This is a genomic window from Variovorax sp. Varisp46 (assembly GCF_059491885.1).
The window spans coordinates 5,842,723-5,868,495 of sequence record NZ_CP168515.1 but is presented as its reverse complement, the minus strand read 5'-3'; the positions used below and the strand labels follow the sequence as shown (position 1 = coordinate 5,868,495).

Below are 25,773 nucleotides of genomic sequence, written 5' to 3'. Positions count from 1 at the left end.
TGGAAAGTGAGTCAGGAACCGACGCGAACGGCAGGCGCGTCGGTGAACGCGAGCTTGAGGCCGAAGCCGATGAAAAGCACGCCGGCGGCGCGGTCGAGCCAGTGCATGCCTTTCTGCACGGCGCTGCGATGCGCCATCCAGCTCGCGGCCATGGCCCATCCGACGTTGACGGGGATGGCGTTGAGATTGAACAGCACGCCCAGCAACACGAAGGCCAATGCCTTGCTGTCTGTGCCCGGCGCGATGAACTGCGGCACGAAGGCCAGGAAGAACAGCGCAACCTTCGGATTCAGCACGTTGGTCCAGAAGCCGCCAAGGAAGATCGCCTTGAGGCTGCGCGCCTCGCTCACGGCGGCCACGGCTTCCAGGTCGGCTGGCGGCTTCGCGCGCGACAGCAGCATGCGCACACCGAGGTACAGCAGGTACGCCGCGCCGATGTACTTGAGCACGGTGAAGGCCGTGGCGGATGTCGCCATCAGCGTGCCGACGCCGACCGCTGCGGCGAAGATGTGAACGAAGCAGCCTGCCGTGATGCCAAGCCCCGCCATGACGCCGGCGCGCACGCCCGAGCGCAGCGAGTTGGTCACGACGTACAGCACGTCGGGGCCCGGCGTGAGGTTCAGCAGCCAGCCGGCGGCGATGAAGGCGAGCAGATGGGGAAGATCAGGCATCGCGTCCTCGCCGGGTTCAGGACTTGAAGAAGGCGCGGATCGCGGCCACGGCCCGGTCGACGCCGGCGGCATCGACATCGAGGTGCGTCACGAAGCGCAGGCGGTAGAGCCCGGTTGCAAGGATGCCCTGCTGGTTGAGGCTCGCGAGCAGTTCCGAAGAACGCGCCTGCGCGGCGCCGGCAAGATCGACGAACACGATGTTCGTGTGCGGTGCCTCGACCTTCAGCCCTTCGATGCCTTCGAGCCCCTGCGCCAGGCGCTGCGCCAGTGCGTGGTCGTCGGAGAGACGGTCGACATGACGGTCGAGCGCATGCGAAGCCGCTGCCGCCAGAAGCCCCGCCTGCCGCATGCCGCCGCCCGCCATCTTGCGGACGCGGTGTGCCCGCGCGATGAACTCCCGCGAACCCACCAGGGCAGAACCGATGGGCGCGCCGAGCCCCTTGCTGAAGCACACCGACACGCTGTCGAAACATTGCGCGATGCGGCGGGCTTCCGCGCGGATGTCGCTTCGATTGTTCAATGCCGCCTGCGCGGTTGCCGCATTGAAGAGCCGCGCGCCGTCGAGGTGCCGCTGCAGCCCCCTGCTCCTCGCTAGATCAGTCGCCGCCTGAACGTACTCGAAAGGCAGCAGCTTGCCGCCCAGCGTGTTCTCCAGCGCCAGCAGCCGCGTGCGGGCGAAGTGCGCGTCGTCGGGCTTGATCGCCGCCTCGATCTGCGCGAGCGGCAGCGTGCCGTCGGGCGCGTGATCGAGCGGCTGCGGCTGCACGCTGCCGAGCACCGCGGCGCCGCCGCCTTCCCAGCGGTAGCAGTGCGCCTGCTGGCCGACGATGTATTCGTCGCCGCGGCCGCAGTGCGACAGGATCGCACAGAGGTTGCTCTGCGTGCCCGTGGGCACGAACAGCGCGGCCTCGAAGCCCAGCATGGCCGCGATCTTTTCCTGCAGCGCATTCACGCTCGGGTCGGTGCCGAAGACGTCGTCGCCGAGCAGCGCCGCCATCATGGCCTCGCGCATCGCCGGGGTGGGTTGCGTGACGGTGTCGCTGCGCAGGTCGACGAGGGAGGAGCGGTCTGTCATGGCGGGATCAATCGAGAAAGTTCTTGAGCATGGCGTGGCCGTGCTCGGTGAGGATCGATTCGGGATGGAACTGCACGCCCTCGATGCGCACATCATGCGCAAAGCCGGTGTGCCGCACGCCCATGATCTCGCCGTCGTCGGTCCACGCGGTGATCGCCAGCGCCTTCGGGCAGCTCTCGCGCTCGATGGAGAGCGAGTGGTAACGGTTGACGATGAACTTCTCGGGCAGCCCGGCGAACACGCCTTCGCGCGTGGTCGTGATCTCGCTGGTCTTGCCGTGCATGAGCTGCTGCGCGCGCACGATCTTGCCGCCGAAGGCCGCACCGATGGCCTGGTGGCCGAGGCACACGCCAAGAATGGGCAGCTTGCCCGCGAAGGCCTCGATGGCCGCCACCGAAACGCCCGCTTCCGCAGGCGAACAAGGCCCTGGCGACACCACGAGACGCGTGACGCCGGAAGCGATCAGCTCGCCGATCTGCGCTACCGTGATCTCGTCGTTGCGATGCACCTGCACATCCGCACCCAGCTCGCCGAGGTACTGGACGATGTTGTAGGTGAAGGAATCGTAGTTGTCGATCATCAGCAGTTTCATGGCTTGCTCACAATCCGGTGCACGCCCTTGACGACGGGGAACACGTTGAAGTTGATCAGGAGGCCCAGCTTGAGGCCCGAGAGCCGCAGCGCGGCCAGCACCTGCGCGCGGTGCAGATCGGTCAGCACGTCGACCGCCTTGAGCTCGACAATGACCGATTGCTCGACCACGAAGCCCGCCCGGTACACCTCGCCGAGCGAGCGGCCCTTGTAGGTGGCGGACAGCGCCACGTCGCGCGCAAAGCCGATCTCGCGCTCGGCAAGCTCGATGGCCAGCGCCGCTGCGTAGGCCCCTTCATCGAGCCCCGTGCCGAGCACGCGCTGCACCTCGACGGCGGCGCCGATGATCTCGTGCGAAAAGTCGTTCTGAATGTCGGGTGCGGTGCTCATTCCAGGCCTTCCTCGACCAGTTCGGCCGCACGCAAGAGCGCGCGCGCCTTGGCCTCTGTTTCCTTCCACTCCAGCTCGGGCACCGAGTCGGCCACCACGCCGGCCGCGGCCTGCACGTGCAGCATCTGGTCCTTCACGATGCCGGTGCGGATGGCGATGGCGACATCCATGTCGCCCGCATAGCTGATGTAGCCGCAGGCGCCGCCGTACAGGCCGCGCTTGGTGGGCTCCAGCTGGTCGATGAGCTCCATCGCATGCACCTTGGGCGCGCCGGTCAGCGTGCCGGCCGGGAAGGTGGCCTTGAGCACGTCGATGGCGGTCATGCCGTCCTTCAGCGTGCCTTCGACGTTGCTCACGATGTGCATCACGTGGCTGTAGCGCTCCACCGCGAAGGCTTCCGTCACCTTCACGGTGCCGGTCTTGGCGATGCGGCCGATGTCGTTGCGCGCGAGGTCGATGAGCATCACGTGCTCGGCGCGCTCCTTCGGGTCGTTGATGAGTTCCACCTCGGCCGCCTTGTCGAGCTCGATCGATGCGCCGCGCGGGCGCGTGCCGGCCAGCGGGCGGATGGTGATCTTCTGCTCGCCTTCGCCCGTGTTCTCCTGGCGCACCAGGATCTCGGGCGAGGCGCCCACCACGTGGAAATCGCCCAGGTTGTAGTAGTACATGTAGGGCGACGGGTTCAGCGAACGCAGCGCGCGGTACAGCGACAGCGGCGACTCGGTATAGCGCTTGCTGATGCGCTGGCCCACCTGCACCTGCATGAAGTCGCCGGCAGCGATCATTTCCTTGGCGCGCTCCACGGCTGCGAGGTAGTCGGCCTTGGCGAAGCTGCGCTCGGGCGGGTGCGGCTGCGTGGGCTTCACGATGGGTGCGCTCACCGAGTACTTGAGCTTTTCCTTCAGCTCGCGCAGGCGTCGCTTGCCCACGGCATAGGCCTCGGGCTGCTTCGGATCGGCATAGACGATGAGGTAGAGCTTGCCCGAGAGGTTGTCGATGACCGCCAGTTCCTCGCACTGCAGCAGCAGGATGTCGGGGCAGCCCAGCGTGTCGGGCGGACAGCTGTTCTCGAGCTTGCGCTCGATGTGGCGCACGGTGTCGTAGCCGAAGTAGCCGGCAAGGCCGCCGCAGAAGCGCGGCAGGCCGGGCCGCAGCGCGACCTTGAAACGCTTCTGGTAATCGGCCACGAAATCCAGCGGATTGCCCTTGGCGGTCTCGACGACCTGGCCGTCGGTCACCACCTCGGTGACGGCTTCGGCGCCGAAGCCGCTGGCGCGCAGCAGCGTGCGCGCCGGCAGGCCGATGAAGCTGTAGCGCCCGAAGCGCTCGCCGCCCACCACCGATTCGAGCAAGAAGCTGTGCTTGCCACCGCCCTGCGAGTGGGCCAGCTTGAGATAAAGGGACAGAGGCGTTTCGAGGTCGGCAAAGGCCTCGGCCATCAGCGGAATGCGGTTGTAGCCCTGGGCGCTGAGGCTCTTGAATTCAAGTTCGGTGATCACGGATCGTTCTCCAATTGCCGGCCGGCGCTGCTTTGGCCGTGGCAAGGTCATTCACGGATGGTCCGGCGTCGTCGTGTGTGTCGATCCGGAACCGCGGGCGCACGGCGTGCGCCGTGCAATCAAACAGTCAGCGAAGTATGGCGACGCCAGGGCCAGGCTCCCCGGCTGCCTTCACCTGTTTGAATGATGTGATGAACGAACATATGAGGGGCGGAGTTTAGCCCACGAAAACGCGCAGGCGTGCACCGGGAGCCGCCAACCTCGGTTTTGAGGGTTCCCCCGAGGGCGAAACGTAAAACGAAAAGATACATTCGCACGACCGTTCGCAAAAATCCAAGGAGTCCCCCGTTGACTGCTCTTTCGCTTCCGGGCGCGTTCTTCTCGCGCCTCCTCCTGGGCGCCTGTCTGGCCACCGCAGCCCTCGGCGCCTCGGCCGCGCAGGTCGACGTGGCCGGCGTCAAGCTCGAAGACCAGATGGATCTGCGCGGCACCCCCCTGGTGCTCAATGGCGCGGGCATTCGCTACAAGGCCATCTTCAAGGTCTACACGGCCGGCCTGTACATGGGCAAGAAGGCATCGACCACCGAAGAGGCACTGGCCGCGCCGGGCCCCAAGCGCGTGGCCATCACCATGCTGCGCGACATCGACGCGAACGAACTCGGCAAGCTCTTCACCAAGGGCGTGGAAGACAACTCGCCCAAGAGCGAGATGGTCAACCTCATTCCCGGCCTGTTGCGCATGGGCCAGATGTTCGCCGACCAGAAGCAGCTGAAGGCCGGCGACACTTTCACCATCGACTGGCTGCCCGGTACCGGCACGGTGATCACCGTGCGCGGCGTGGCGCAGCCCGATCCGATCAGGGAGCAGGCCTTCTTCAACGCGCTGCTGCGCATCTGGCTGGGGCCGAATCCGGCCGACTGGAAACTGAAGGACGCGCTGCTCGGCAAGCAATAGCTCGCCAACAAGCAGGCAGCGCCGCTATCGCATCGCGGCCGCCCCGAACTCGGCCAGCGAATCGACAAAGCCATCGGCATCGACGCCGCGCACCGGCTCGCCGTGGTTGTAGCCGTAGGTCACGAGCACCACGGGGCAACCCGCACCACGTGCGGCGCGCGCGTCGTTGCTCGAGTCGCCGATCATCAGCGTGCGCGCAGGCTGGGTGCCCAGTGCGTCGCAGGTCTTCAGCAACGGCAGCGGATCGGGCTTCTTGCGCTCGAAGGCATCGCCGCCGAACACCAGATCGAAGAAGCCGTCGAGACCCTTGCCGGCAAGCAGCGGCTTGGCGAACGACGTCGGCTTGTTGGTGAGGCAGGCCAGCCTGAGGCCTCGCGCACGCAGCGCCTTCAACCCGTCGATCACACCGGCATACACCGCCGAATGCTGTCCGTTGATGGCAAGGTAGTGATGCTGATAGCGCTCCCACGCGCGATCGAACAGCGCACGCGCCTTCGCGCCAGCAGCGTCGGCGCCCGACGGCGCCATCACGTGCACGAGCGCGGAATGGATCAGGTGCTCCGAGCCCTTGCCCACCATCGCCTCGATGGCGGCAGGCGCCACATGCGGCAGCGAGAGATCGTCGAGCATGCGGTTCAGCGACGCGGCGAAGTCGCCGAGCGTGTCGATCATGGTGCCGTCGAGGTCGACGATGGCTGCGTCGAAGCGGGTGTGGTCGAAGCTAATAGAGTTCAAAACAAACAAATAGAGTTCAAAAAATTGCCTGGTACTCTACTGGCCATCAAAAAATAGAGTTCAAAAAAATCGTAAATGCCGGGTGAAAAGCGAAGGTGCACCCGCAGTAGCTGCAGTTCATCGAAGATGTGAGAGCCAAGCCTCGTGAGGCGCAGTTTTCGCCAAACGCATTCCTGATCGGACGATCAGATTTCGCACGTCGCCTGACTTGAGGAGAACACCAGGCTCCACATTTGGGATCGGCATGTTGTGCGAGCCAACCAAGCGCCGCACGAGAAATCGGGTACCTACGCGACGTAGGCCGCCATGAAGACCCGTACAGCCTCGCGCAGAAGAGCCCTGTTTTCCCGGGAATCCGGCATCTCGAGCTTCAGCAGTCCGCGGATGTGCCCGGAGCCCAGGAACATCGACAGGAAAAGGTCCGCCGCCTGAAGCGGGTTCCGCACCTTCAGCGTGCCCGCCGAGTTGGCACGGCGCAGGTATGCAGCCAGCGCGTCGTTCACACGCTCCGGGCCCTCCTTGTACAACGCGCGGCAGACTTCCGGCTGCGCCCCCGCGACGCCATAGACAGCGCGCAACGCGCCCAGTGCGTCACCGCGCACCAGTGCGAGAAACCGAGCGCCGATCGCCAGCAGCACCTTCTCCGGCTGGTCCGGGTCCAGCGTCCCGGCGCCAGGGAAGCCAGCCATTACGGCTGCCGTCCTGTCGCGCACGACCGCCTCGAACAACCCCTCCTTGGAGCCGAAGTTGCTGTACACGGTCATCTTGGAGACGCCTGCGTCCGCGGCGATGGCATCCACGCTGGCACGCTCCAGGCCATGCTCGTTGAAGTGCCTTTGCGCCGCTTCCAGGATGCGCCGCACGCGCTCGGGATCGCGTGGCCGCCCGCGTTGGGGCTTCGGATCAGAAACTGGTAGACGGGTCATGGGCAGATTTAGTGGACTTGACAGTTTACTATATCGACTCTACATTACTGTACTTGATAGTCCAATAATCGACCAGCCCACACGGAGCCCATCACCATGAATGACGTCATCATCATCGGCGGCAGCTTTGCCGGCCTCGCCGCCGCCCTGCAACTCGGCCGTGCCCGCCGCAAGGTCACCGTTCTCGATACCGGCCGGCCGCGCAACCGCTTTGCCGGCCACTCGCATGGCCTGCTCGGCCACGATCACAAACCACCGCTGGACATCCTGGCCGAGGCGCGGCAGCAGCTGGCGCGCTATCCAACGATCAGGCTGGTCAATGCCCGGGCCGAGAGCGTGTCTGGCGCCATCGACGATTTCTGCGTCGTCACTGACGATCACGAAAGCCTCGGGGCGCGCCGCGTGATCCTGAGCTACGGCGTCGCCGACCAGATGCCTGAGGTTCCAGGCTTTGCCGAAAGCTGGGGCACGTCCATCGTGCCCTGCCCCTATTGCGACGGCTTTGAAGTCGCCGACCGGCATTGGGGCCTCGTCTGGTCCGGCCCGCAATCGCACAATCAGGCCAGGCTGTTCCGCGATTGGACCGACAAGTTGACTGTCTTCGCCGATGGTCACGACATCCCACCCGATATCCAGGCCGATCTGGCGCGCCGCAACATACCTGTCATCGATGGCCGGATCGTCGAGATCGCCCATCACAAGGGCCATATCTCCACAGTCAATCTCGATACCGGCCGCAATGTCGCGGTCGACGTCCTGTTCGCCCATCCGCGCAACAAGCCGTCCGCAAGCCTGCATGAATCACTGGGCCTCGCCACGGTGGATACGCCCACCGGCATCGTCCTCAAGGTCGACGAGCGCCGCCAAACCAGCATGCCCGGCATCTACGCCGCCGGCGACCTGACCACGCCCTTCTTGCCCTCGGTCACCCAGGCATCGTCGCAGGGCGCGATGGCGGGAATCTTCGCCCAGCAATCGATGGTGGTTTGAAGGCATGGATTCCCTGCTCCGGTTGCCGCGGGCTTGATTCTGAAAGCTTGCGGGCCGGTGTCACGGAGAGCCGGCTGGCCGGCTGACCCCGCATTACACCCGGCGCCTGAACGCGCCTGTCCAAACCAGGAACGCCGAAGCCAGCATCAGCATCTCTCGTCCGACCGCTCTTGGAGAAGCCCCACACATGGAGTTCGAACACGTCACTTTCGACCTGCCACACGGCACCTTTCATGCGTTGCAGGGGGGTGATCCCGATGGCCAACCGACCATCGTCTTGCACGGCTTCCCGGACCATCCGCCGACGGCGAAGCCCTTCCTTGCCGAGCTCGGTCGCCGTGGGCGTCACGTCGTCTCCCCCTGGCTTCGCGGTTACGCCCCGTCCCCGACTGCGGGGCCGTTCGACTTCGCTGCCCTCACCGGCGACGTGATCGCCCTGATCGACCGCTGGTCTCCGGGGCGGCCCGTGGAGTTGATTGGCCATGACTGGGGCGCCCTGGTCACCTACGATACCTGCGTCACCGCGCCGGAGCGGATCGAACGCGCGGTCACGCTCGCAATCCCTCATCCACTCACGTTCATGCGCCAGCTTGCGCGCCCCGCTCAGCTACGCCGGAGCTGGTACATGGGACTCTTTCAACTGCCGGGAAGCGGCTGGATGGCCGCCGCCCGCGATCTCGCCCTCATCGACCACCTCTGGCGTCAGTGGTCGCCCGGCCTCTCGCTAGCTCCTGCTCTCCAGGCAGAGCTGCACGAGCACCTGCGGGCGAGCATGCCCGCGCCTCTCAAGTACTACCGGGCGATGCTGCGCCCCGGCATGCTTGGAGCGACGCGCCGCCTGTCTCGGCCGATCGCGGTGCCCCTGTTGCAGCTTCACGGTGCCGCCGACGGCTGCATCCTCCCCCAGCAGGTCGACGACCGACATCGGTTCGCCGCTCCGCACGCGCTGGAAGTCATCCCCGGGGTCGGTCACTTCCTGCACATCGAGGCCCCCGAGGCGATCGCGAAACGGATCGCGGCATGGGCCGAGTAGCGTCATTTCCCCCTGCCTCGATAAAAGGGTAGCTAGTTAAGAACGAATCAGAACAAGGAGATAGCATGACAGAGAAAAATGCCTATCAGGTCGCCGACTGGAATGGCCAAAGTGGAGAGCGCTGGGTCGCCAACCAGGCCCGGCTCGACGCCATGGTGGCGGTGTTCGGCCAGGCCGCGATCGAAGCCGTCGCGCCTGCGACGGGCGAGCGCGTGCTGGACGTCGGCTGCGGCGCGGGCGCGTCGAGTCTGGCTCTGGCCGCCCGCGTTGGCCCGGGGGGCCAAGTGCTGGGAGTGGACATATCCGAAGCGCTGATCGACCGAGCGCGCGCGCTTGCGCCACAGGATACGCCGGCCCTGTTCCGGGTGGCCGACGCCAGCAGCGCCGAGCTGCCCGAGGGCGCGTTCGACATCCTGTTTTCGCGTTTCGGGGTGATGTTCTTCGACGATCCGACAGGGGCGTTCGCCCACTTGCGACGCGCGCTCCGGCCGGGCGGGCGGGTCGCTTTCGTCTGCTGGCGCGGCGTGGCCGAGAACGATTGGGTGCGCCTGCCGATTGGCGCGCTCAAGAGCATCGTCCCGTTGACCGCGCTGCCCGATCCCGAAGCGCCCGGCCCATTTTCGTTCGGCGACCAGGGACGAGTGGCGCGCATCCTGACGGCAGCCGGCTTCACCGATATCGCTATCGCGCCCTTCGATGCTTCCGTCCCGTTCGGCGAGGGCGGGACGCGGGACGCTGCGATCGACGACGCGGTGAAGATGGCGCTCGAGGTCGGCCCGCTTTCGCGCGCGCTCGCTGATCAGCCCGACGACATCCGCGCCCGCGCCTCGGCCGCGGTTCGTGCCGTCTTCGCAGGCCTCCCCGGCGAGCGTTCGGTGATGATCGACGGCGCAGCGTGGATCGTCATGGCACGCAATCCGATCAGACCTGCCTCCTTACACAACTGATCCTCCTCACTCCACTGCCTCTACACAACGGAACGGCCATGTCGAATTCCAAAGTTGTCCTCGTCACCGGCGTGTCGTCAGGCATCGGGTGCGCCGCCGCCACAAAGTTTGCCGAACAAGGCTGCCGGGTCTTCGGCACCGTGCGCAACACGGCAAAGGCCCAAGCCATACCTGGCGTCACGCTCATTGAGATGGACATCCGCGACGATGTTTCCGTTGATCGAGGCATTCAGGCCATCATCGCGCAGGCCAAGCGCATCGATGTGCTGGTCAACAATGCGGGTGTGACCCTGCTGGGCGCGACTGAAGAAACCTCGATTGCCGAGGCCCAGACGCTGTTCGAAACCAACCTTTTCGGCCTCTTGCGCGTGATCAAGGCCGTGCTGCCGCACATGCGTCAGCAGCGTTCCGGTCGTATCGTCAATGTCAGCTCGGTGGTGGGCTTTCTATGTTCGCCGTACATGGCCTTGTATGCGGCCTCCAAATACGCTGTTGAAGGGCTGTCCGAGTCACTGGATCATGAAGTACGCCAATTCGGCATCCGCGTGTCGCTGGTCGAACCCTCCTTCACCAAAACCAACCTTGATCTCAACGCGCCTCAGACTGCTGCCAGAATCCCGGACTACAGCAAAGAGCTTGCCATCGTCACCAAAGCCTTCCAGAACAACGTGCAAAAGGCGCCCACGCCTGAAGGCGTTGTGGCGACGATGGTCAGCGCGGCACTTGGTCCGTGGAAGATGCGCCACACGCCCAAGGGCGAAGCGTCCCTCCTGGCCAAGTTGCGCCGTTTCATGCCCGCTGGCCCGGTCGAAAAGGGCCTGCGCAAGACGTTCGGACTGGGCTGAAATCACAGCTGTGTTCACGGCCGGGTGCTAGACCTCATGGAGTAATATGAGCGTGCTTGAACTGAAGGTTCCTCCCCCCATCGTAGCGCTTGTCCTGGCGCTTCTTATGTGGCTGACGCCAGCCATCGCGGGCCTTGTGCAGATTCCCTATCCGGCCCGCGTGCTCTGCGCCGTCATTTTGGTGTGCATTGGCCAAGGCATCAGCATCGCCGGAATGGTTGCGTTTCGGCGCGCCAAGACCACCGCGAACCCCATCAAGGCAAGCTTGGCGTCCTCGTTGGTCATCCAAGGCGTGTACCGGTATACGCGCAACCCCATGTATGTCGGACTCTTGCTTACCCTGTTGGCGTGGGCAGTGTTTCTGGCGAATCCGTTTGTTGTACTGTGGGTTGTCGTGTACGTGCTTTACATCACCCGGTTCCAAATCATCCCGGAAGAACGCGTGCTGGCGTCTCTATTTGGGGCAGAGTACGAGGCTTACAAAGAGCGGGTACGCAGATGGGCATGAGGCCTAACGGGTCTGCAAGGACTTCCCCCCTAAGTCATCAACACATCCCAGCGCAGCAAGAAAATCGGAAGCGGCCGCCCCCCTCAACGGCGAGAGCCCACGGCGTTCTGCATATTGTTTCAAAAAAAGCCGCCGCCACGCGTCGGAAACTTTTCCCGGTCTTTTGCACACCTACCGTCCATCGTTTGCAAAACTCACCACCGAGGAACACTCCATGCGTCTCACGACGAAGGGCGGCTTCGCCTTGACGGCCATGATCGATGTCGCGATGCGCGAGCGGGACGGCCCCGTGCCATTGGCGTCGATCAGCCAGCGGCAACACATTGCCCGTTCTTCGCTGGAGTTGCTCTTCAGCAAGCTGCGCCAGCATGCGCTGATCAAGGCAACGCGCGGCCCTGGAGGCGGCTACACATTGACGCGCAGGGCTTCCGAAATCACCGTGGCTGACATCCTTGCCTCGGTCGATGGCCAGCCCGTGGCGGACACCGAGGCCTCGCCAAGGAAGGACACCGCTGGCAAGGGCTGCTATTCGACCGACGCGCTGTGGGCCTCCGCCAAGCACCATGTCATGGAGTTTCTGGGCTCCGTCACGCTGCAGAGCCTGGTCGAAGAGCAACTCGCCAAGGGCGTGCGCGTCGAGCACGAAGCGCCGACGAAGAGACAGACCCCGCAAATCTCCGCCGTCACGCCAATGCGCGTGAATGCGCCGAACTCCGTGTTCGCCTGGAACGGCGTGTTCGCCAAGCGCTGAACGCCACGCGCGTGCGGGCTCAGGCCTGCTGCGCTTCGGTCAGCGCCTGCGCCGCCACCACTGCCTCGGTGCGGTTGCGCACATTCAGCGCGCGGAAGATCGCCGCAAGGTGGATCTTCACGGTGCCCTCGCTGATGCCGAGGCTGCGCCCGATCAGCTTGTTGGGCTTGCCTTGCGACAGCAACTGCAGCACCTCGACCTGCCGCTCCGTCAGCACGTTGCGCAGGTGCTCCAGCGTCTGGCTGCCAGCGCCGCCATTGCCGCTGCGCACCAGCGCCTCGGCGCCGGCCTGCGGCGCCACGCCGGCCACGATGCCGGGCGGCAGCGCAGCCAGCATCATCGGCGGCACGTACACGCCGCCGGCCAGCACCAGCCGCACGGCCGAGAGCATGACCTCGGGCGAGTAGGCCTTCGGAATGAAGCCGAGCACGCCGCGCTCGAGCGCGCTGCGCATGATGGCCGGGTCTTCGTAGCCCGACAGAACGATCAGCGGCACGGCCGGATGGCGGCGGCGGATTTCGTCGATGTGGGCCTGGCCGTCGGCGCCGGGCATGTTGAGGTCGATCAGGGCCAGGTCGAGATCATCGGTGGCTCCGGCAAGCAATTCGTCGACGCTCATCGCCAAAACGAATTCGATGCCAGGCTCCAGCTCCGACAACTTGGCTTTGACCGCCTCGATGACGAGCCGGTGGTCGTCGGCGATCAGGATTTTCATGATGCTTTTTCCCGTGTCCCAGCGTGCAGTGAATTGCAGGCGTTGAAGATACCGGCGAATGCCCCGTGCAGCAAGGGCGGCGGCCCCACCAACGGCATAGACCCCAAGCGGTATGGCGCGGGGCGAGAGCCATTTGAAAGAATGAACGCCTACTCGAAGAAACCGGGGACATGGGCATGTGCCATCGCAGCAGACTCCGGCGCAAGGCATCCTTCGCAACGCATGGCTGAGCGAGCCCACGCATGGCTCGCCTTCTCGACTGCTTCTCCAGCTTCATCTCGTTCGGTCTCGCGCTGGATGCATCGATCGCGGCCGGCACGCCGCCGCTGCTGCCGCACGAGACCGCACAGCAGCAGGCCCGCCAGCTGCTCGATGCGGCCCGCGCCGCCGCCGAGGCCTCGGGCACGCCCGCGGCGCAGATCGAATCGGCAACCTTCGCAATGGTGGCCTGGATCGACGAAATCCTCGCGCGCCATCCCGGCGCAACCGCTGCCGTCAACACGGCTGGCGCAGCCCCGCTGCAGGTGCAGCTCTTCAACTCCAACAACGCGCACAGCGAGTTCTTCCATCACCTGTCTGCCCTGACCCCACAGGACGACCCCGTGCGCGAGGTGTACTGGCATGCGCTGGTGCTCGGCTTCAAGGGCCAGTACTACTTCGAGGATGGCGACCACGGCGAGCTCGGCAAGCTCAAGGAACTGCACGGCCGGCAGCTTCAGCTGCGCCCGCTGTCCACCGGCAGCCCGGTGCAGGACCGCGTCGCGCCGCAACCCCATGACGTGCCCGACCCGCGCGGCCCCGGCGACACGCGCCGGCGCGACCGCACGCTGTTGCACAGCAGTGCCGCGCTGGCGCTGATGCTGCCGCTGCTCTACCTGCTGTGGCTGTGGTCCACCGGGCCGCCGGCCACCGCCGCGGGCCCGGGCCAGCGCGTGGAGCAGCATCTGCAGACTTTCGCCTGCGCCGACCTCACGGCCGGCATCGACCCCGAGGGCCGCACGCACGTCACCGGCTTCGTCTCGGTGCCCGGCGACCTGCCGCGCGTCGAGAGCGAAGTGAGCGCGATTCCCGGCGTGCAGGCGCCGCGCTTCGACGTCGGCCTGCGCGTGTGGCCCCACTGCGAGGTGTTCGCCATCCTCAAGCCCTACCAGGCGCGCAACCGCGAGAAGGCCTACGGGCTGGAGGTGGATGCACCTTCGGCCCGCGAAGGCGACCTGCGCGAGGGCGACGGCGTGCGCGTGCGGGTGGTGGCGCCGCGCCACGACAGCTACATCTGGGTCGACTACTACACCGCCGACGGCTCGGTCATGCACCTCAACGCCGGACAGGCGCCCACGCGGCTGCGGGCCGGCGAGACGCTGGAGCTGGGCCGCGACGTCCCTTCGAGCTGGCTGGTGAGCCCGCCCTTCGGCAGCGTGCTGATCACGGTGCTCTCGTCGCCGACGCCTTTTACAGAAGCATCCGGCCGGCCGCCTTTCGAGCTGGCCTCGGCCTACCTGCTGCGGCTGCGCGAGGCGCTGGCGGCGAGCAAGAACAGCGAGCGGCTGATCGCGGACTTCGTGTTCCTCGAAACCGTTGCGCGTTGAACGCGTTGCCGCTCCCCGCCCCCCCGCTTCTGGCGGCTCGCCGGCATGCGGCGCGGCGCTCACTTCGCATCGACGCGGATTGCGCGGGCGCTGAAGTTCACGTCAAGCGCCTGCGCCTTGCCGGTAGTGACGGGCCGCACTTCGCGCCAGCGCGCGCGGTCGAGATCGCGGAACGCCGCCATCACGCCGATGGACTTCGCATCGGGCGGCAGGTTGAAGTCGAGCTTCTTCGTCTCGCCGGGCCGCAGCAGCACCTCTTCGCGCTGCACCAGCTCCGCGCCGAGCGTGGCCTGGTCCTTCTCGAACAGCGAGAAGAAGTCCGCGCCCTCGAAGGGGCCCGGCGACTTCAATGCATACACGCGCACGGTGAGCGGCGAGGCGCGGCCGCGCGCATCGGGGTTGGCGTCGGCACCCGCCGTGAGCGTAACGGCCACCGTGGTGACGACCGGCTTGCTTGCGCAGCCCGAGATCAAAAGACCCGCTGCAGCAAGGCCAAGGACCGCAATGCGGCGCCGCGTTGCAGCGGCAAGGAAGCCTTCATAGGACGAATGGTGTGTACCCAGCGTGCGCATGCTATTCCCTTCGTTGCATTGACCGGTCAAGACGCATCTTTGATTATCACCAGCGAACTCCAACAGGCAACATGCTGACCAACGAACTTGCAGCCACACTGCTCGCGCCCATCGGCGAGGCCTCGCCATGCGGCGACGATCTCGAGTACGACGCGGACTTCATGGCGCTGGTGGCGGCCGCGCAAGGCAAGCCCGAGCAGCAGTTCGGCGACACCGTGATCCCCGCGGTCGAACCCGAGTGGCGCGAAGTGGGCGAACAGGCCGGAAGCATCCTGCGCCGCAGCAAGGACGTGCGCGCCGCAGTGCTGCTGCTGCGCGCATCGACGCACCTGCAAGGCGTGCCCGGCTTCGTTGCCGGACTGCAACTGCTGACGGGTCTGCTCGACACCTTCTGGGAAGGCATACATCCAAAGCTGGATGCCGACGACGGCAACGACCCGACGATGCGCCTGAACGCGCTCGCGCCCTTCTGCGACGAGAGCCAGACGATGCTGCGAGAGCTGTACGACGCACAGGTGGGCGTGGCACCCGGCGTGGGGCCGATACGCGTGCGCGACATCGCCGTCGCCCACAACGCACTGGGCGCCGTGAGCGGCGAAGCCACCTACTCGGCCTCGCAGGTCAAAGGCGGCCTCGAGGCCATCCACGCGTCCCAGCCCGAGCCGTTGCGAACCGCGATGGACGTGCCCGCCCTCCTCGAGAAACTGCGGGCCTTGCTGGTCGATCGCACCGGCCGCGCCGACGCCATCGACCTGACCCCGCTTCGCACCGTTGCCCTGGTGCTGAAGAAAGCGTGCGGCGCCGCCGCTGGCGCGCCTGACGAAGCGCCAGCGAGTGCGGATGCCGAAGCCGACGAATCGCAGGCGGCCGGCACCACCGCCCGTCCCACCGCGATGCGCGGCGAGATCCAGAACCGGCAGGACGCGCTGCAGATGCTCGACCGCGTGATCCGCTACCTCGAGCAGGCCGAGCCCGGCAACCCTGCGCCGCTGCTGATCGAGCGTGCCAAGAAGCTCATCGGCGTTAGCTTTCTCGAGATCATGGCCAACCTCGCGCCGAACGCGATGGACACCATCGAAACGGTCACGGGCCGCCGCCCGTCCGAATAAGCCCGCCCTTCCCGACACCCGCACCCATTCACACCCGCAAGGAGCATCTCCATGGCCAAGAGCAGTCAGAAATTCATCGCCCGCAACCGGGCGCCCCGGGTCCAGATCGAGTACGACGTGGAGCTCTACGGGGCCGAGAAGAAGGTGCAGCTGCCCTTCGTGATGGGCGTGCTGGCCGACCTGTCGGGCAAGCCGGCCGACCCGCTCGCGCCGGTGGTCGACCGCAAGTTCCTCGAGATCGACGTCGACAACTTCGACTCGCGCATGAAGGCCATGAAACCGCGCGCGGCGTTCGCGGTGGAGAACTCGCTCACCGGCGAAGGCGACCTCAAGGTGGAACTCACCTTCGAGAACATGGAAGATTTTTCGCCCGCCGCCGTGGCGCGCAAGGTCGGTGCGCTCAACAAACTGCTCGAGGCGCGCACCCAGCTGTCGAACCTCGTCACCTACATGGACGGCAAGGGCGGCGCCGAGGACCTGCTGGCCAAGGTGCTCGAAGACCCGGCCCTGCTGCAGACGCTGGCCGCGAGCAAGAAACCCGAAGACGGCAGCGCGTCCGCCACCTGACACCCATCCGAGCACACGAGGAGTAAACCACCATGGCCGAAGCACTCGAACAGAGCGCGCTGAAAGATGTCGCGTATGCAGGCAGCGACTTTTCTTCGCTGCTGCAGAAGGAATTCAAGCCGCGCAGCGACGAAGCCAAGAGCGCCGTCGAAGCCGCGGTGCTCACGCTGGCGCAGCAGGCGCTGGCCAACAGCACCGTCATCGGCAAGGACGTGACCCGGTCGATCCAGGCCATGATCGCCGCGATCGACGCCAAGCTCACCGACCAGGTGAACAAGATCATCCATCACCCCGACTACCAGAAGCTCGAGAGTGCATGGCGCGGCCTGCACTACATGGTGAACAACACCGAGACCGACGAGAACCTCAAGATCCGCGTGATGGACATCTCCAAGCAGGAGCTGGCCAGGAACCTCAAGAAGTTCAAGGGCGCGGCCTGGGACCAGAGCCCGATGTTCAAGAAGATCTACGAGCAGGAGTACGGCCAGTTCGGCGGCGAGCCCTTCGGCGCGCTGGTGGGCGACTATCACTTCGACCAGAGCCCGCCGGACGTGGAGCTGCTCGGCGAGATGGCCAAGATCGCGGCCTCGGCGCATGCTCCCTTCATCACCGGCGCCAGTCCCAACCTGATGCAGATGGAGTCGTGGCAGGAACTCGCGAATCCGCGCGACCTGACCAAGATCTTCTCCACCCCTGAGTACGCCGGCTGGCGCAGCCTGCGCGAATCGGACGACTCCAAGTACCTCGGCATGTGCATGCCGCGCTTCCTGGCGCGCACGCCCTACGGCGCCAACACCAACCCGGTGGAAGAGTTCGACTTCGAGGAAGACACCGCCGGCGCCGATCACAGCAAGTACGCCTGGGCCAATGCCGCCTACGCGATGGCGACCAACATCAACCGCTCGTACAAGCTCTACGGCTGGGGCTCGCGCATTCGCGGCATCGAGTCGGGCGGCGCGGTGGAGAACCTGCCGCTGCACACGTTTCCGAGCGACGACGGCGGCGTGGACCAGAAGTGCCCGACCGAGATCGCCATCAGCGACCGGCGCGAGGCCGAGCTGTCGAAGGCCGGGCTGCTGTCGATGATCCATCGCAAGAACTCCGACTTCGCGGCCTTCATCGGCGCCCAGTCGCTGAACAAGCCGGCCGAGTACGACGACCCCGACGCCACGGCCAACGCCAACCTCGCGGCGCGCCTGCCCTACCTCTTTGCCTGCAACCGCTTCGCGCACTACCTCAAGTGCATCGTGCGCGACAAGGTGGGCAGCTTCAAGGAGCGCGAGGACATGCAGCGCTGGCTCAACAAATGGATCATGAACTACGTGGACGGCGACCCCGCCAACTCGTCGGAAACCACCAAGGCCCAGAAGCCGCTGGCCGCCGCCGAGGTGATCGTCGAGGAAGTGGAAGGCAACCCGGGCTACTACACGTCCAAGTTCTTCCTGCGCCCGCACTACCAGCTCGAGGGCCTCACGGTCTCGCTGCGCCTGGTGTCGAAGCTGCCTTCGGCCAAGGGCGGCACCTGAAAAGTCCCGCGGGTTTTCTTGAAATTCCCGATTCCGTTTCGTTCTCTCTGTAGCTGCCGCGTATCGGTCGTGTCTTCAAACCGCCGGCAGCCTTCGTCTTCAACCCAGTCATCAACCGCCCGAACGCAAATCGGGTTCCAAGGAGTAGGAACATGTCATCTGACTTTCACATCAAGCTCGACGGCGTCAAGGGCGAGTCTTCCCACAAGGACCACAAGGACGAGATCGAGATCTCGTCGTGGTCGTGGAACGTGAGCAACGCCTCGGGCGCGGGCTCGGGCGGCGGCTCCGGCAAGGGCAAGGCCACACCTGGCGACTTCCACTTCGTGCACACCTACGACAAGGCCTCCCCGGTGCTGGCCAAGAACTGCGTGGGCGGCAAGCACTTCAAGGACATGATCATGACCTGCCGCAAGTCGGGCGAAGGCCAACAGGAGTACCTCAAGGTCACGCTGAAGGAAGTCTTCATCTCCAGCGTGGCCCCCGGCGGCGCGCAGGGCGGCGACGTGCAGGAACAGGTGTCGTGCTCGTTCAAGGACATCGAGTTCGCCTACAAGGCGCAGGACGACAAGGGTGCAGCGGGCGGCGAAGTGAAGTTCGGCTGGAACGTGCCGACCACCGAAACGCGCTGACGGACGGCGGATTCGTCGAGTGCGGAATCAGGCGCGGCTGCCGCGCCCGGTCCGCTTCCTTTGCGTGTCCTCCACCGGAGCAATGCGATGGCATTCAGCACCCCAATCATCGGCGACAGCGGCGCGCTGCTCGCCACCTACAACATCGACTGGTCGGTCGGCCGGATCGGCTCCAACACGCGTGAAGACGTGATGCTGGTACAGGCGCTGTTCAAGATCTTCTACTACGAGCTGATGGGCTTCAACCACGACTTCGACCCGCCGCCCGGCCAGACCGAAGTGATCGCCGTGGACGGCTACTACGGACCGGTCACGCAGAAGCACATCACGCACTTCCAGCAGCAGATGGTTGCGACCGGGCGCAAGGTCCTGGCGGACGGCATCTTCGACCCGTTCCGGGACCCCGGCACATCCAGCACGATCAGCCAGTCGCGCTACGCGCTCGACCTGCTCAACAACGGCTGCGCCAATTTCTGCAAGGAACAGGGGATCGACAACTACACCAACCTGCCCAACCGGGAAGACATGCCGCTGTTGCTGCGCAGCGCATTGAAGCGGGTCAAGAAGACGGCCAGCAAGTACGCCTACGGCGCACCCGCGAGGGTTCCGGTCACGGGCGGCATCTGAGTCTCCGCCCCGCCCTCGGCAGCAACCAAGGGCCTGGAGCGATCGTCCGATGGACGGCGCTTCAGGCCCTTGTCTTTTGTTCGAAGCAATTCAAGAGTCAGTCGGCCGACGCAATGCTCTCTGGCAGCAGCCGCGTCGCATCGTCGCTCTCATCCTCGATCACCCACAGCGTGAGCGCCGTGTAGTTGTCGTGGCCCGGCTTGGCGTTGGCCTTCACCTGCGCGTCGATCAGCTCGGTCCACTGGCTGGGCGTGCGCGAGGCATGCAGCGTGTCGATCAGGCGCTCGTCGCCCAGCGGCTCCCACACGCCGTCGCTGCACAGCAGCAGCACGTCGCCTGGCAGCAGGCGCATGCGGTCGGACACGGCGATGTCGGGTGCCTCCTCGATCGAGCCCAGCGCCGACAGCAGCATGTTGCGCTGCGGATGCAGCCGCGCGCCCTCCTCGTCGAGCATGCCGCCGGCCACCATCTGCTGCACCAGGCTGTGGTCGGTGGTACGCGCCACGATGGCACCGCCGCGGAACAGGTATGCCCGGCTGTCGCCGCTGTGCACCCAAGCCAGCGCGTGGTCCTCGAGGTCGATGGCCGCGAACACGATGGTCGAGCGCATGCCCGCGAGCTTGCCGCCCTCGGCCTGCCGCGCCACCACGTCGACGTTGGCCTGCTCCACCAGCCGGCGCAGCGTGGGCTCGTCGAGCCCCGGCGCAGCCGAGAAGCCGCCCAGCACGCTGCTGCGCGCGGTGGCCGCGGCCACGTCGCCCCCGCCATGGCCGCCTGCGCCGTCGGCCACCAGGCAGGCGACATAGCGCTCGTCGTGCCAGTGGCCGTGGACGTCTTCGTTGTAGGTGCGGCCGCCCTGGCGGGAGAGCGTGACGATTTCGATTTCCAAGCGGGTGCCTCGCTGGTGATGCGGTGGTAGTTGTCGTCAGGCTTCGGACTTGAGGCGCGCCATCTGCTCTTCGTAGGCTTCGAGGAAGGCCTTGCCGAAGAGGCTGTGGAAGTCGTCTTCCGCCTCGCTCGCGATGCCACCGTAGAGCGACACGAACTGGTCCCAGAGCTTGGCCTTGCGGTTGGCGCTGAAGAGCGCGTCGAGCGCCGACTTCGCGCTGATCTTCTTCTCCAGCTCCGCCGGCTCGAAGCGCGCGATGACATGGGCCAGCGCCGCGCGCATGCCCACCATCACGCCGAACTGGTGTGCGCGCAGGTCGTTGTAGGCATCGCGCATCGCGGCCTCGGGCGGCATGAAGCCGCGCACGCCAGGGCCCAGCAGATGGGCCAGCGCCACTTCGACCGTGGGCGAGAACTTCAGCGGATTGTTGGCCTGCGACGCGATCATCGTGACCTCGGCGCGCACCTCGCGCTTGAACTCCTGGCGCGTGAGCAGCAGCTGCAGCGTGCCCTCGGTGGCACTGCGCAGCATCGCGCCGATGCGCTCCATCAGGCCGGGTGTGAGCATCTCGGGCGGCTGGTGCGTGCTGGCGAGGCCGCGCAGGAAGGCGGCGAGCAGTTCGTCGTCGGTGGCGGTGCGCGCGGGCGCTGCGGGGCGCGGGGCCGGCCGCGGCGACGCGGCAGGGGCCACGGGCGCGGGCGGCTCGAACGGCCTGGCGGAGCCCTCGGGGCCGCTGATGCGGATCGGCTGGCCCGTGACGTCGTCGAACTGCGCCATCGGTTGGGGCTGCGGCGATGGCGACGAAGGCGGCGTGATCGCCTTCGGCGGCGTGAAGCCGAACTGGTCGATCGGAAGATGGTCGGAGCGCGGCGTGGGCGTGGGGGGCGCCGCTTGCTGCAGGGCCGCCAGCGGATCGGCATTGGAGGCGGTGTTGGGCTGCAGCAGCGGATCGGCCAGCGGCGACAGCGCGAGCGGATCGCCTCCGATGCCGCCACCGCCGCCCATGCCGCCGAACAGCTCGTCGATGCCCGCGGCCTTGCCGTGCGGGGGTGCGCCGAGGTCGGAGAAATCGTCGAGCGCGCCAAGGCCGGCCGCGGGCGCGGACGACGGCGTGGGTCCGAGCAGGTTTGCGAAGGGATCGATCTGCGCGGCCTGCGCGTTGCGCGAGCCGCTTTCCATCGGGTCGGGGAACAGCAGCGAATCGGGCAGTGCTGCAGCGGGAGCGGACGCCGGCGCAGATGCAGCCGGCGCGGCCGGCGGCGCGAGGCCCGCCAGCAGGTCGGCGAAGGGGTCGTCGCTCGACGGTGCCGCAGTTGCTGCCGGCGCGGCGGCGGAAGGACCGCCCAGCACCGTGTTCGGGATGGCCAGCGACGGCGGCGCGGCGTCGGCCGTCACGCGCACCGCGAGCTCGAAGCTGCCGACCACCAGCCGCGCGCCATCGGCCAGCGCGACCTCCTTGCCCGAGCCCAGCGACACGCCGTTGCACTGCATCGGGTTGCTGCCGCGGTCGATGAGAAAGTACTGCCCGTCGCGGCACAGCACCTGGGCGTGCACCCGCGAAACCGTGCGGTCGGGGTCGACGAGCACGAGCGTGTTGGTGTCGGCGCGGCCGATGGTGCCGCCATTGGGTCCGAAGTCCGCGGCGATGGACTGCCCCGCCGGAGCGCCTTGCCGGGTGATGACAGCGATATGGATCATGAATCGGCCCCTGTCGCCCGTCGCGAGCGAAACAACTCGAGGGAAGTATTCATTCCGGCCGGCACCTTGGCAATCTCGCCTAAAGAGGTATGCCGTCGCCGAGCCAGCGCTGCTGCCGCCACGCCGGCGCGCTGGTCGCGAACAGCGGCGCACGCGCGTCGAGCAACGCGAGGTGCAGCGCGGCCGCCACGCGTTGGCGCTGGAAGCCCTGGCGCAGCACGCCCGTGCAGCTGTCGGGCGAGAGCGGCTGCCCCATGAAGAGCCGCGTCCCAGGGGTGAAGCGCGCACCGTTCTTCTGCCACCACGCGCGAATCTTGTCGACGTCGGGCCACGGCAACGCGATGTCCTCGGGCAGTTCCACGTTGTCGTCGTCGGGGTCCTCGGTCGGGCCGTCCTCGAAGCCGTCGGGCGGCGGGACCTCCATCTGCGCGAGGTTGAAGTCCACGCCCGTGATGGTGACGAAGGCCTCGGCCGCGATGCGCGCCGTGGCCGGCTGCGTCATCTGCTCGATAAGCCAGGGCACGTAGCGCGCGTCGCCGATGAAGCCCGAGCCGATGATGCGCAGGCGCTGCGCCCCGGGCAGCGTGGCGCTGTCGAGCAGCAGCGCATGGCCGGGGGCGATCTCCATCGCCTGCAGCGCGAGCTGGAACGCGCGCGGCTGGCGCGGCCCGCTCTTCAGCGCGAAGGCGGCGAGCGCATCGAGCGCCTGCGCCCGGTCGCCGAGCAGTACCGCCGCCCACGCGGCCCAGAAGCGCAGTTCGGGCTTGGCCTCGCCCAGCAGCGACTGCGCCTGCGGCAACAGGTCGGCACGGCCCAGTTCGCCGGCCGCGCGCAGCGCGCGGATGCGCACGCTGTCGGGCGCACTCGCGAGCAGTTCGCCGAGCAGCGCGCCCGGGTCGCGCCGATGCAGCGCGCAAGCCGCCACGCCGAGCTTCTGCCGCAACGGCGAGGCATCGTCGAGCAAGGCCTTGACGCGGCCGCCCAGATGCTTCGGCTCGACCCAGCCGAGCGCAGAGATCAGGCCGGGCACGACCTCGGGCAGGCCTTCTCTTGCACGCTCAACCAGATCGTCGAAACGGCTGTCGACCGCTTCTATGGCGAGCACGGCTGCGACGAAGAAATCTTCGGGGCCTTCATTGTCGGTGAGGGCCAATGCATGTTGCCAGCCTTCTTCGCCGGCGACGCGCAGGCCGTCGATGTGGGCGGCGAGGCGTTCGTCGAGGTCGGCGAATTGCTGGATCGAGTAGTTGGGGGCGTGGACTGCGCTGGTGCGCTGGAGCCAGAGGAAGGAGGCTTCGTCGGCGTGCTCGGCGAGGATGGATTCGATCACAGGCGCGGCGCCGCTCATACTTCGATCTCCACGTCGCGAATCCGCAATGCGTCGGCATGCGCCACGAGGAAGTGGGTAAGCAGGTCGAGGCAGGCCTCATGAGCTATCACGCCTTCGAGAAACCATTGGCAGGTGGTACTGCCGATCCGCATCGTCTGCGTGGCGCCAACGGTGGATTCACCCGGCAGGTACGGTTCCGGCGGCAGGCCGCCTTGCATAAGCGCGATCCAGCATTCGAAGCCTGCATCGAGCAGGTCTGATTGCTGCTCATCGGGTGGCGCATCCAGGTTAAGCACGACCACCAGTTGTTCGCCGAAACCCACGAAGTCGGGACGTTGCAGCATGAACGCTTGCTGCGGTTTGGCTGCGAGAGCCGAGGCAGCTTCACCGATCGCCGTTGCCCCGGCCTGTTGCCCGGCCGGGCCGAGCCACCGCAACGGCAGATCGCGCGCAAGCCGCCCCCATTCGCACATGCCGCGCAAAATTCGCAGCACCGCCGGATGAATTGCATCGGTATGCATGTGCACCAGCACCAGCGTGGGCGACGCCAGCTGCACAACTACCGGCACCGCCGCGACACCGGGGCCGAAGAAGCCCAACTGCATCGCGCGGGCGAAGTCGCGCGCGACGACGCGCACGAAGTCGAGCACGACGACGGCAGCATCGGCGCGGGTAGCCACGGAGAAGGTCAGCATGCGGCTCAATCCTCTTCGCCGAAGAATCGCGCGTACCACGCTTGTGATTCTTCGGGCGTCATGCCAGTGACGAGCAGGTTATCGATCCAGTCATCCGGCACGCGCAGCGGCGCGAGCACCTTGCCGACCGCGTGATACGCCGGCAACGCGTGCCCCCGATTGACATCACCCAGCTCAGGTTGCGTGCTGGCGCGGATCAGCAAGCCGCGATCGTTTGCAATGGCCTGCACATTGATCGGAGGCGGCAATGCCGAGGCCAGCGCGTTGATGCCCCCCATTTCCGCAGCGCGGGCCTTGCCGAGAAAGGTCAACCAGCTCACTCCGAGAATGCCCAGGTCGGCAAAGCTGAAAAGACCGAGTGGCTTGCCGTAGGCGAGCCCCGGATAACGCGTAAGCCATCCCCGGTTGGCGCGTTCGAGCTCGCGCTCTGCCTCGCCATCACCGGTGTTCCAGTAGTAGGAGAATCCGCCATAACCGGAGTCGAAATCAACCAGTGCCAGCAGGCCCAGCACTCGTTCGACTGTTCGATCGGGCACATTGGCTTCGTCGAGCGGGAGGCATATGCGCAGCATGTGCCGCACCACGCGGTCGTCAGGGTCGCTCAGGTCTTCCTCGGAAAAAAACTGAAACGACGGCAACGCATAGTCGGCCGCGCTCGCACCGGAGTGCTGCTCCACCCCGAGCAGGTAGCTCGCGAGCGCCTTCCTGTCACCCAACATCTGTGCCACCTGATCATTGGCGGGACCGACGAGACGCTTCGCAGTCTTCATTACGTTGGTCTTGTACCAGCCGAGTGCCTGACCGTGATGTTCGCAGAAGGCACGGTGAAACTCTATGAACTGAGGCGCCAACGCGGCGCGAGGGACGGTGCAGAACACCAGGATTTCAAGACACGGTCGAAAATGCATGGCCGTGCTGGCGCCGTCGCCAAGGATCGTGTCGTTCATTCTTTGCTTCCTTGCATAGGTGGACCGCATTCAATCGCAAGCGCAGTCCGATTCTTCGATCTGCTGGTATTTGCCCGCATTCTTCGCCCCCAGCCGCTCCTTGGCCAGTTGTTGATTGGCCGTGGGCGTGTCGCCCTTGAACTTGACTTCGACGAAACTCTTGACGTTGTCGAAATTCGCCGGCTTGGCCGCATCCTTCAAGACCGTGAAATCAGGCCGAAAAGTAGTGCCCGGCGCACCGCGTCCAGCCGCCAGCCCGCGAAACAACGAACCCGGTGCCGGCAAGCCATTCGACAACGCCCGCCCTTCCGACATGATGCCGACGAAAGTGCCGCCGACCCGCTTGGCGATCTTCCAGGTCATCTCGACGAACAGGTCGAGCTTCTTCGGCTTGTAGAGTGGAAATCCGCTGCTGAGCTTGCTCGCCACGCGGGACTGGAGGGTTGGGTATTTCTTCGACGGGATCGTGCCCTCGTCCGCTTCGTCACGCGTATCGCAGATGGCAGTGCAGATTTGATCCCCGAGTTCCTGCCCCAATGCTGCGACGATCACTGGGTTCTGCAGCACACCGCCTAGGTTGGCGGCGTTCTCCGCGTTGTGGAACATCTTGTCCGTAAGGCGGGTAGCGTTCTTGCCATCCATCTTCACGTCGAAGGAATAGAGAATCCATGTCGCCTCCTTCATGAAGGTGCTGGACTTCACGCCACCGGCCACGCCCGCGTTGTCGCCGTTCGAGAGCGCGAATTTCGAGCCCTTGTTGGCGGCCATCGCCTTGTCGCCTTTGACGGTAGAGGTGCCGTTGCTTAGCGTGATCGAGTTCGCGATGTTGGGGTAGGGTACCGGCACCGGCCCGCCTGGGCTCGGGGTCTTGCAGACATCGGGAATGGTCGCGATGCTGACACCTGTGCTGAACTTGTGAACTAGCGACAGGCTCGTGCCGTTGACCCTGATGGAGACCGGCATGA

28 protein-coding genes are annotated in these 25,773 nt (G+C 66.0%); 13 read left to right on the top strand and 15 right to left on the bottom strand.

Annotation, left to right across the window (positions count from 1 at the left end; all coding sequences use genetic code 11):
- Positions 1 to 11: 11 nt before the first annotated feature.
- Genes ACEN9N_RS27685 through trpE form a run of 5 tightly spaced genes read right to left on the bottom strand, consistent with a single transcriptional unit; the run spans position 12 to position 4,226 of the window.
- The gene (locus ACEN9N_RS27685; RefSeq protein WP_007830968.1) at positions 12 to 671 is read right to left on the bottom strand and encodes a LysE family translocator; all 660 of its coding nucleotides are present in this window, start codon (positions 669 to 671) and stop codon (positions 12 to 14) included.
- A 16-nt stretch (positions 672 to 687) separates the two neighbouring features.
- Complete coding sequence (ltaE, locus tag ACEN9N_RS27680; RefSeq protein ID WP_495655010.1) at positions 688 to 1,746, bottom strand: low-specificity L-threonine aldolase; 1,059 nt, start codon at positions 1,744 to 1,746, stop codon at positions 688 to 690.
- Positions 1,747 to 1,753: 7 nt separating this feature from the next.
- On the bottom strand, positions 1,754 to 2,338 hold the full coding sequence (locus ACEN9N_RS27675; protein WP_495655009.1) for an aminodeoxychorismate/anthranilate synthase component II: 585 nt from the start codon (positions 2,336 to 2,338) through the stop codon (positions 1,754 to 1,756).
- Positions 2,335 to 2,727, bottom strand: a complete 393-nt coding sequence (locus ACEN9N_RS27670; protein WP_495655008.1) for a GxxExxY protein — start codon at positions 2,725 to 2,727, stop codon at positions 2,335 to 2,337. The genes ACEN9N_RS27675 and ACEN9N_RS27670 overlap by 4 nt, the downstream gene beginning before the upstream one ends.
- The gene (trpE, locus tag ACEN9N_RS27665; RefSeq protein WP_495655007.1) at positions 2,724 to 4,226 is read right to left on the bottom strand and encodes an anthranilate synthase component I; all 1,503 of its coding nucleotides are present in this window, start codon (positions 4,224 to 4,226) and stop codon (positions 2,724 to 2,726) included. Before trpE ends, ACEN9N_RS27670 begins: the two co-directional genes overlap by 4 nt.
- A gap of 348 nt (positions 4,227 to 4,574) precedes the next feature.
- Between trpE and ACEN9N_RS27660 the strand changes: the two genes are divergently transcribed.
- Positions 4,575 to 5,180: a chalcone isomerase family protein gene (locus tag ACEN9N_RS27660; RefSeq protein WP_007830959.1), complete on the top strand. Its 606-nt coding sequence runs from the start codon at positions 4,575 to 4,577 to the stop codon at positions 5,178 to 5,180.
- A 24-nt stretch (positions 5,181 to 5,204) separates the two neighbouring features.
- Here ACEN9N_RS27660 and gph read toward each other — a convergent pair whose 3' ends face one another.
- On the bottom strand, positions 5,205 to 5,915 hold the full coding sequence (gene gph, locus ACEN9N_RS27655; RefSeq protein WP_495655006.1) for a phosphoglycolate phosphatase: 711 nt from the start codon (positions 5,913 to 5,915) through the stop codon (positions 5,205 to 5,207).
- Positions 5,916 to 6,202: 287 nt separating this feature from the next.
- Positions 6,203 to 6,841 carry a TetR/AcrR family transcriptional regulator gene (locus tag ACEN9N_RS27650; protein WP_495655005.1) on the bottom strand — a complete coding sequence of 213 codons (639 nt, stop codon included), beginning with the start codon at positions 6,839 to 6,841 and terminating at the stop codon, positions 6,203 to 6,205.
- Positions 6,842 to 6,937: 96 nt separating this feature from the next.
- On the opposite strand from ACEN9N_RS27650, the gene ACEN9N_RS27645 reads away from it, so the two are divergent.
- The 6 genes from ACEN9N_RS27645 (at position 6,938) to ACEN9N_RS27620 (ending at position 11,915) form a co-directional block, all read left to right on the top strand.
- On the top strand, positions 6,938 to 7,831 hold the full coding sequence (locus ACEN9N_RS27645; protein ID WP_495655004.1) for an NAD(P)/FAD-dependent oxidoreductase: 894 nt from the start codon (positions 6,938 to 6,940) through the stop codon (positions 7,829 to 7,831).
- 187 nt (positions 7,832 to 8,018) lie between these two features.
- Complete coding sequence (locus tag ACEN9N_RS27640) at positions 8,019 to 8,864, top strand: alpha/beta fold hydrolase (protein ID WP_495655003.1); 846 nt, start codon at positions 8,019 to 8,021, stop codon at positions 8,862 to 8,864.
- A 65-nt stretch (positions 8,865 to 8,929) separates the two neighbouring features.
- Positions 8,930 to 9,811 carry a class I SAM-dependent methyltransferase gene (locus tag ACEN9N_RS27635; protein WP_007830951.1) on the top strand — a complete coding sequence of 294 codons (882 nt, stop codon included), beginning with the start codon at positions 8,930 to 8,932 and terminating at the stop codon, positions 9,809 to 9,811.
- A gap of 38 nt (positions 9,812 to 9,849) precedes the next feature.
- Positions 9,850 to 10,656, top strand: coding sequence for an oxidoreductase (locus ACEN9N_RS27630; RefSeq protein ID WP_007830949.1), 807 nt, complete (start codon positions 9,850 to 9,852; stop codon positions 10,654 to 10,656).
- A gap of 46 nt (positions 10,657 to 10,702) precedes the next feature.
- Positions 10,703 to 11,164: a methyltransferase family protein gene (locus ACEN9N_RS27625; RefSeq protein WP_495655002.1), complete on the top strand. Its 462-nt coding sequence runs from the start codon at positions 10,703 to 10,705 to the stop codon at positions 11,162 to 11,164.
- Between the two features lie 214 nt (positions 11,165 to 11,378).
- Positions 11,379 to 11,915, top strand: coding sequence for an Rrf2 family transcriptional regulator (locus ACEN9N_RS27620; protein WP_413314941.1), 537 nt, complete (start codon positions 11,379 to 11,381; stop codon positions 11,913 to 11,915).
- A gap of 19 nt (positions 11,916 to 11,934) precedes the next feature.
- Here the strand turns inward: ACEN9N_RS27620 and ACEN9N_RS27615 are convergent, their stop codons facing one another.
- Positions 11,935 to 12,630 carry a response regulator transcription factor gene (locus ACEN9N_RS27615; protein WP_007830939.1) on the bottom strand — a complete coding sequence of 232 codons (696 nt, stop codon included), beginning with the start codon at positions 12,628 to 12,630 and terminating at the stop codon, positions 11,935 to 11,937.
- Between the two features lie 242 nt (positions 12,631 to 12,872).
- Between ACEN9N_RS27615 and ACEN9N_RS27610 the strand changes: the two genes are divergently transcribed.
- Positions 12,873 to 14,216, top strand: a complete 1,344-nt coding sequence (locus ACEN9N_RS27610; protein ID WP_495655001.1) for a DotU family type IV/VI secretion system protein — start codon at positions 12,873 to 12,875, stop codon at positions 14,214 to 14,216.
- Between the two features lie 59 nt (positions 14,217 to 14,275).
- Here ACEN9N_RS27610 and tssJ read toward each other — a convergent pair whose 3' ends face one another.
- Positions 14,276 to 14,788, bottom strand: coding sequence for a type VI secretion system lipoprotein TssJ (gene tssJ, locus ACEN9N_RS27605; protein WP_007830934.1), 513 nt, complete (start codon positions 14,786 to 14,788; stop codon positions 14,276 to 14,278).
- A gap of 71 nt (positions 14,789 to 14,859) precedes the next feature.
- On the opposite strand from tssJ, the gene tssA reads away from it, so the two are divergent.
- The 5 genes from tssA to ACEN9N_RS27580 all read left to right on the top strand — a co-directional run bounded on the left by tssA (position 14,860) and on the right by ACEN9N_RS27580 (position 19,249).
- A complete protein-coding gene (gene tssA, locus ACEN9N_RS27600) occupies positions 14,860 to 15,897 on the top strand; it encodes a type VI secretion system protein TssA (RefSeq protein ID WP_413314939.1) in 1,038 nt (345 codons plus the stop codon).
- A 51-nt stretch (positions 15,898 to 15,948) separates the two neighbouring features.
- Positions 15,949 to 16,464, top strand: a complete 516-nt coding sequence (gene tssB / locus ACEN9N_RS27595) for a type VI secretion system contractile sheath small subunit (RefSeq protein ID WP_007830930.1) — start codon at positions 15,949 to 15,951, stop codon at positions 16,462 to 16,464.
- 32 nt (positions 16,465 to 16,496) lie between these two features.
- Positions 16,497 to 17,990 (top strand): type VI secretion system contractile sheath large subunit, encoded by a 1,494-nt coding sequence (tssC, locus tag ACEN9N_RS27590; RefSeq protein ID WP_495655000.1) that lies wholly within the window; start codon positions 16,497 to 16,499, stop codon positions 17,988 to 17,990.
- Between the two features lie 152 nt (positions 17,991 to 18,142).
- A complete protein-coding gene (locus tag ACEN9N_RS27585; protein WP_495654999.1) occupies positions 18,143 to 18,622 on the top strand; it encodes an Hcp family type VI secretion system effector in 480 nt (159 codons plus the stop codon).
- An 87-nt stretch (positions 18,623 to 18,709) separates the two neighbouring features.
- Positions 18,710 to 19,249, top strand: coding sequence for a peptidoglycan-binding domain-containing protein (locus tag ACEN9N_RS27580; RefSeq protein WP_495654998.1), 540 nt, complete (start codon positions 18,710 to 18,712; stop codon positions 19,247 to 19,249).
- Between the two features lie 97 nt (positions 19,250 to 19,346).
- Here ACEN9N_RS27580 and ACEN9N_RS27575 read toward each other — a convergent pair whose 3' ends face one another.
- The 6 genes from ACEN9N_RS27575 to ACEN9N_RS27550 form a co-directional block, all read right to left on the bottom strand.
- Positions 19,347 to 20,138, bottom strand: a complete 792-nt coding sequence (locus ACEN9N_RS27575; RefSeq protein ID WP_007830922.1) for a PP2C family protein-serine/threonine phosphatase — start codon at positions 20,136 to 20,138, stop codon at positions 19,347 to 19,349.
- A 36-nt stretch (positions 20,139 to 20,174) separates the two neighbouring features.
- Positions 20,175 to 21,836 carry a type VI secretion system-associated FHA domain protein TagH gene (gene tagH, locus ACEN9N_RS27570; protein ID WP_495654997.1) on the bottom strand — a complete coding sequence of 554 codons (1,662 nt, stop codon included), beginning with the start codon at positions 21,834 to 21,836 and terminating at the stop codon, positions 20,175 to 20,177.
- Between the two features lie 79 nt (positions 21,837 to 21,915).
- Entirely contained in the window at positions 21,916 to 23,184 is a 1,269-nt protein-coding gene (locus tag ACEN9N_RS27565; RefSeq protein WP_495654996.1) for a TIGR02270 family protein, read from the bottom strand.
- On the bottom strand, positions 23,181 to 23,861 hold the full coding sequence (locus ACEN9N_RS27560; RefSeq protein ID WP_007830916.1) for a hypothetical protein: 681 nt from the start codon (positions 23,859 to 23,861) through the stop codon (positions 23,181 to 23,183). The genes ACEN9N_RS27565 and ACEN9N_RS27560 overlap by 4 nt, the downstream gene beginning before the upstream one ends.
- A 5-nt stretch (positions 23,862 to 23,866) precedes the next feature.
- The gene (locus ACEN9N_RS27555; protein ID WP_413314934.1) at positions 23,867 to 24,808 is read right to left on the bottom strand and encodes a type VI immunity family protein; all 942 of its coding nucleotides are present in this window, start codon (positions 24,806 to 24,808) and stop codon (positions 23,867 to 23,869) included.
- 30 nt (positions 24,809 to 24,838) lie between these two features.
- Positions 24,839 to 25,771 carry a PAAR-like domain-containing protein gene (locus tag ACEN9N_RS27550; RefSeq protein ID WP_007830908.1) on the bottom strand — a complete coding sequence of 311 codons (933 nt, stop codon included), beginning with the start codon at positions 25,769 to 25,771 and terminating at the stop codon, positions 24,839 to 24,841.
- Positions 25,772 to 25,773: the final 2 nt, after the last annotated feature.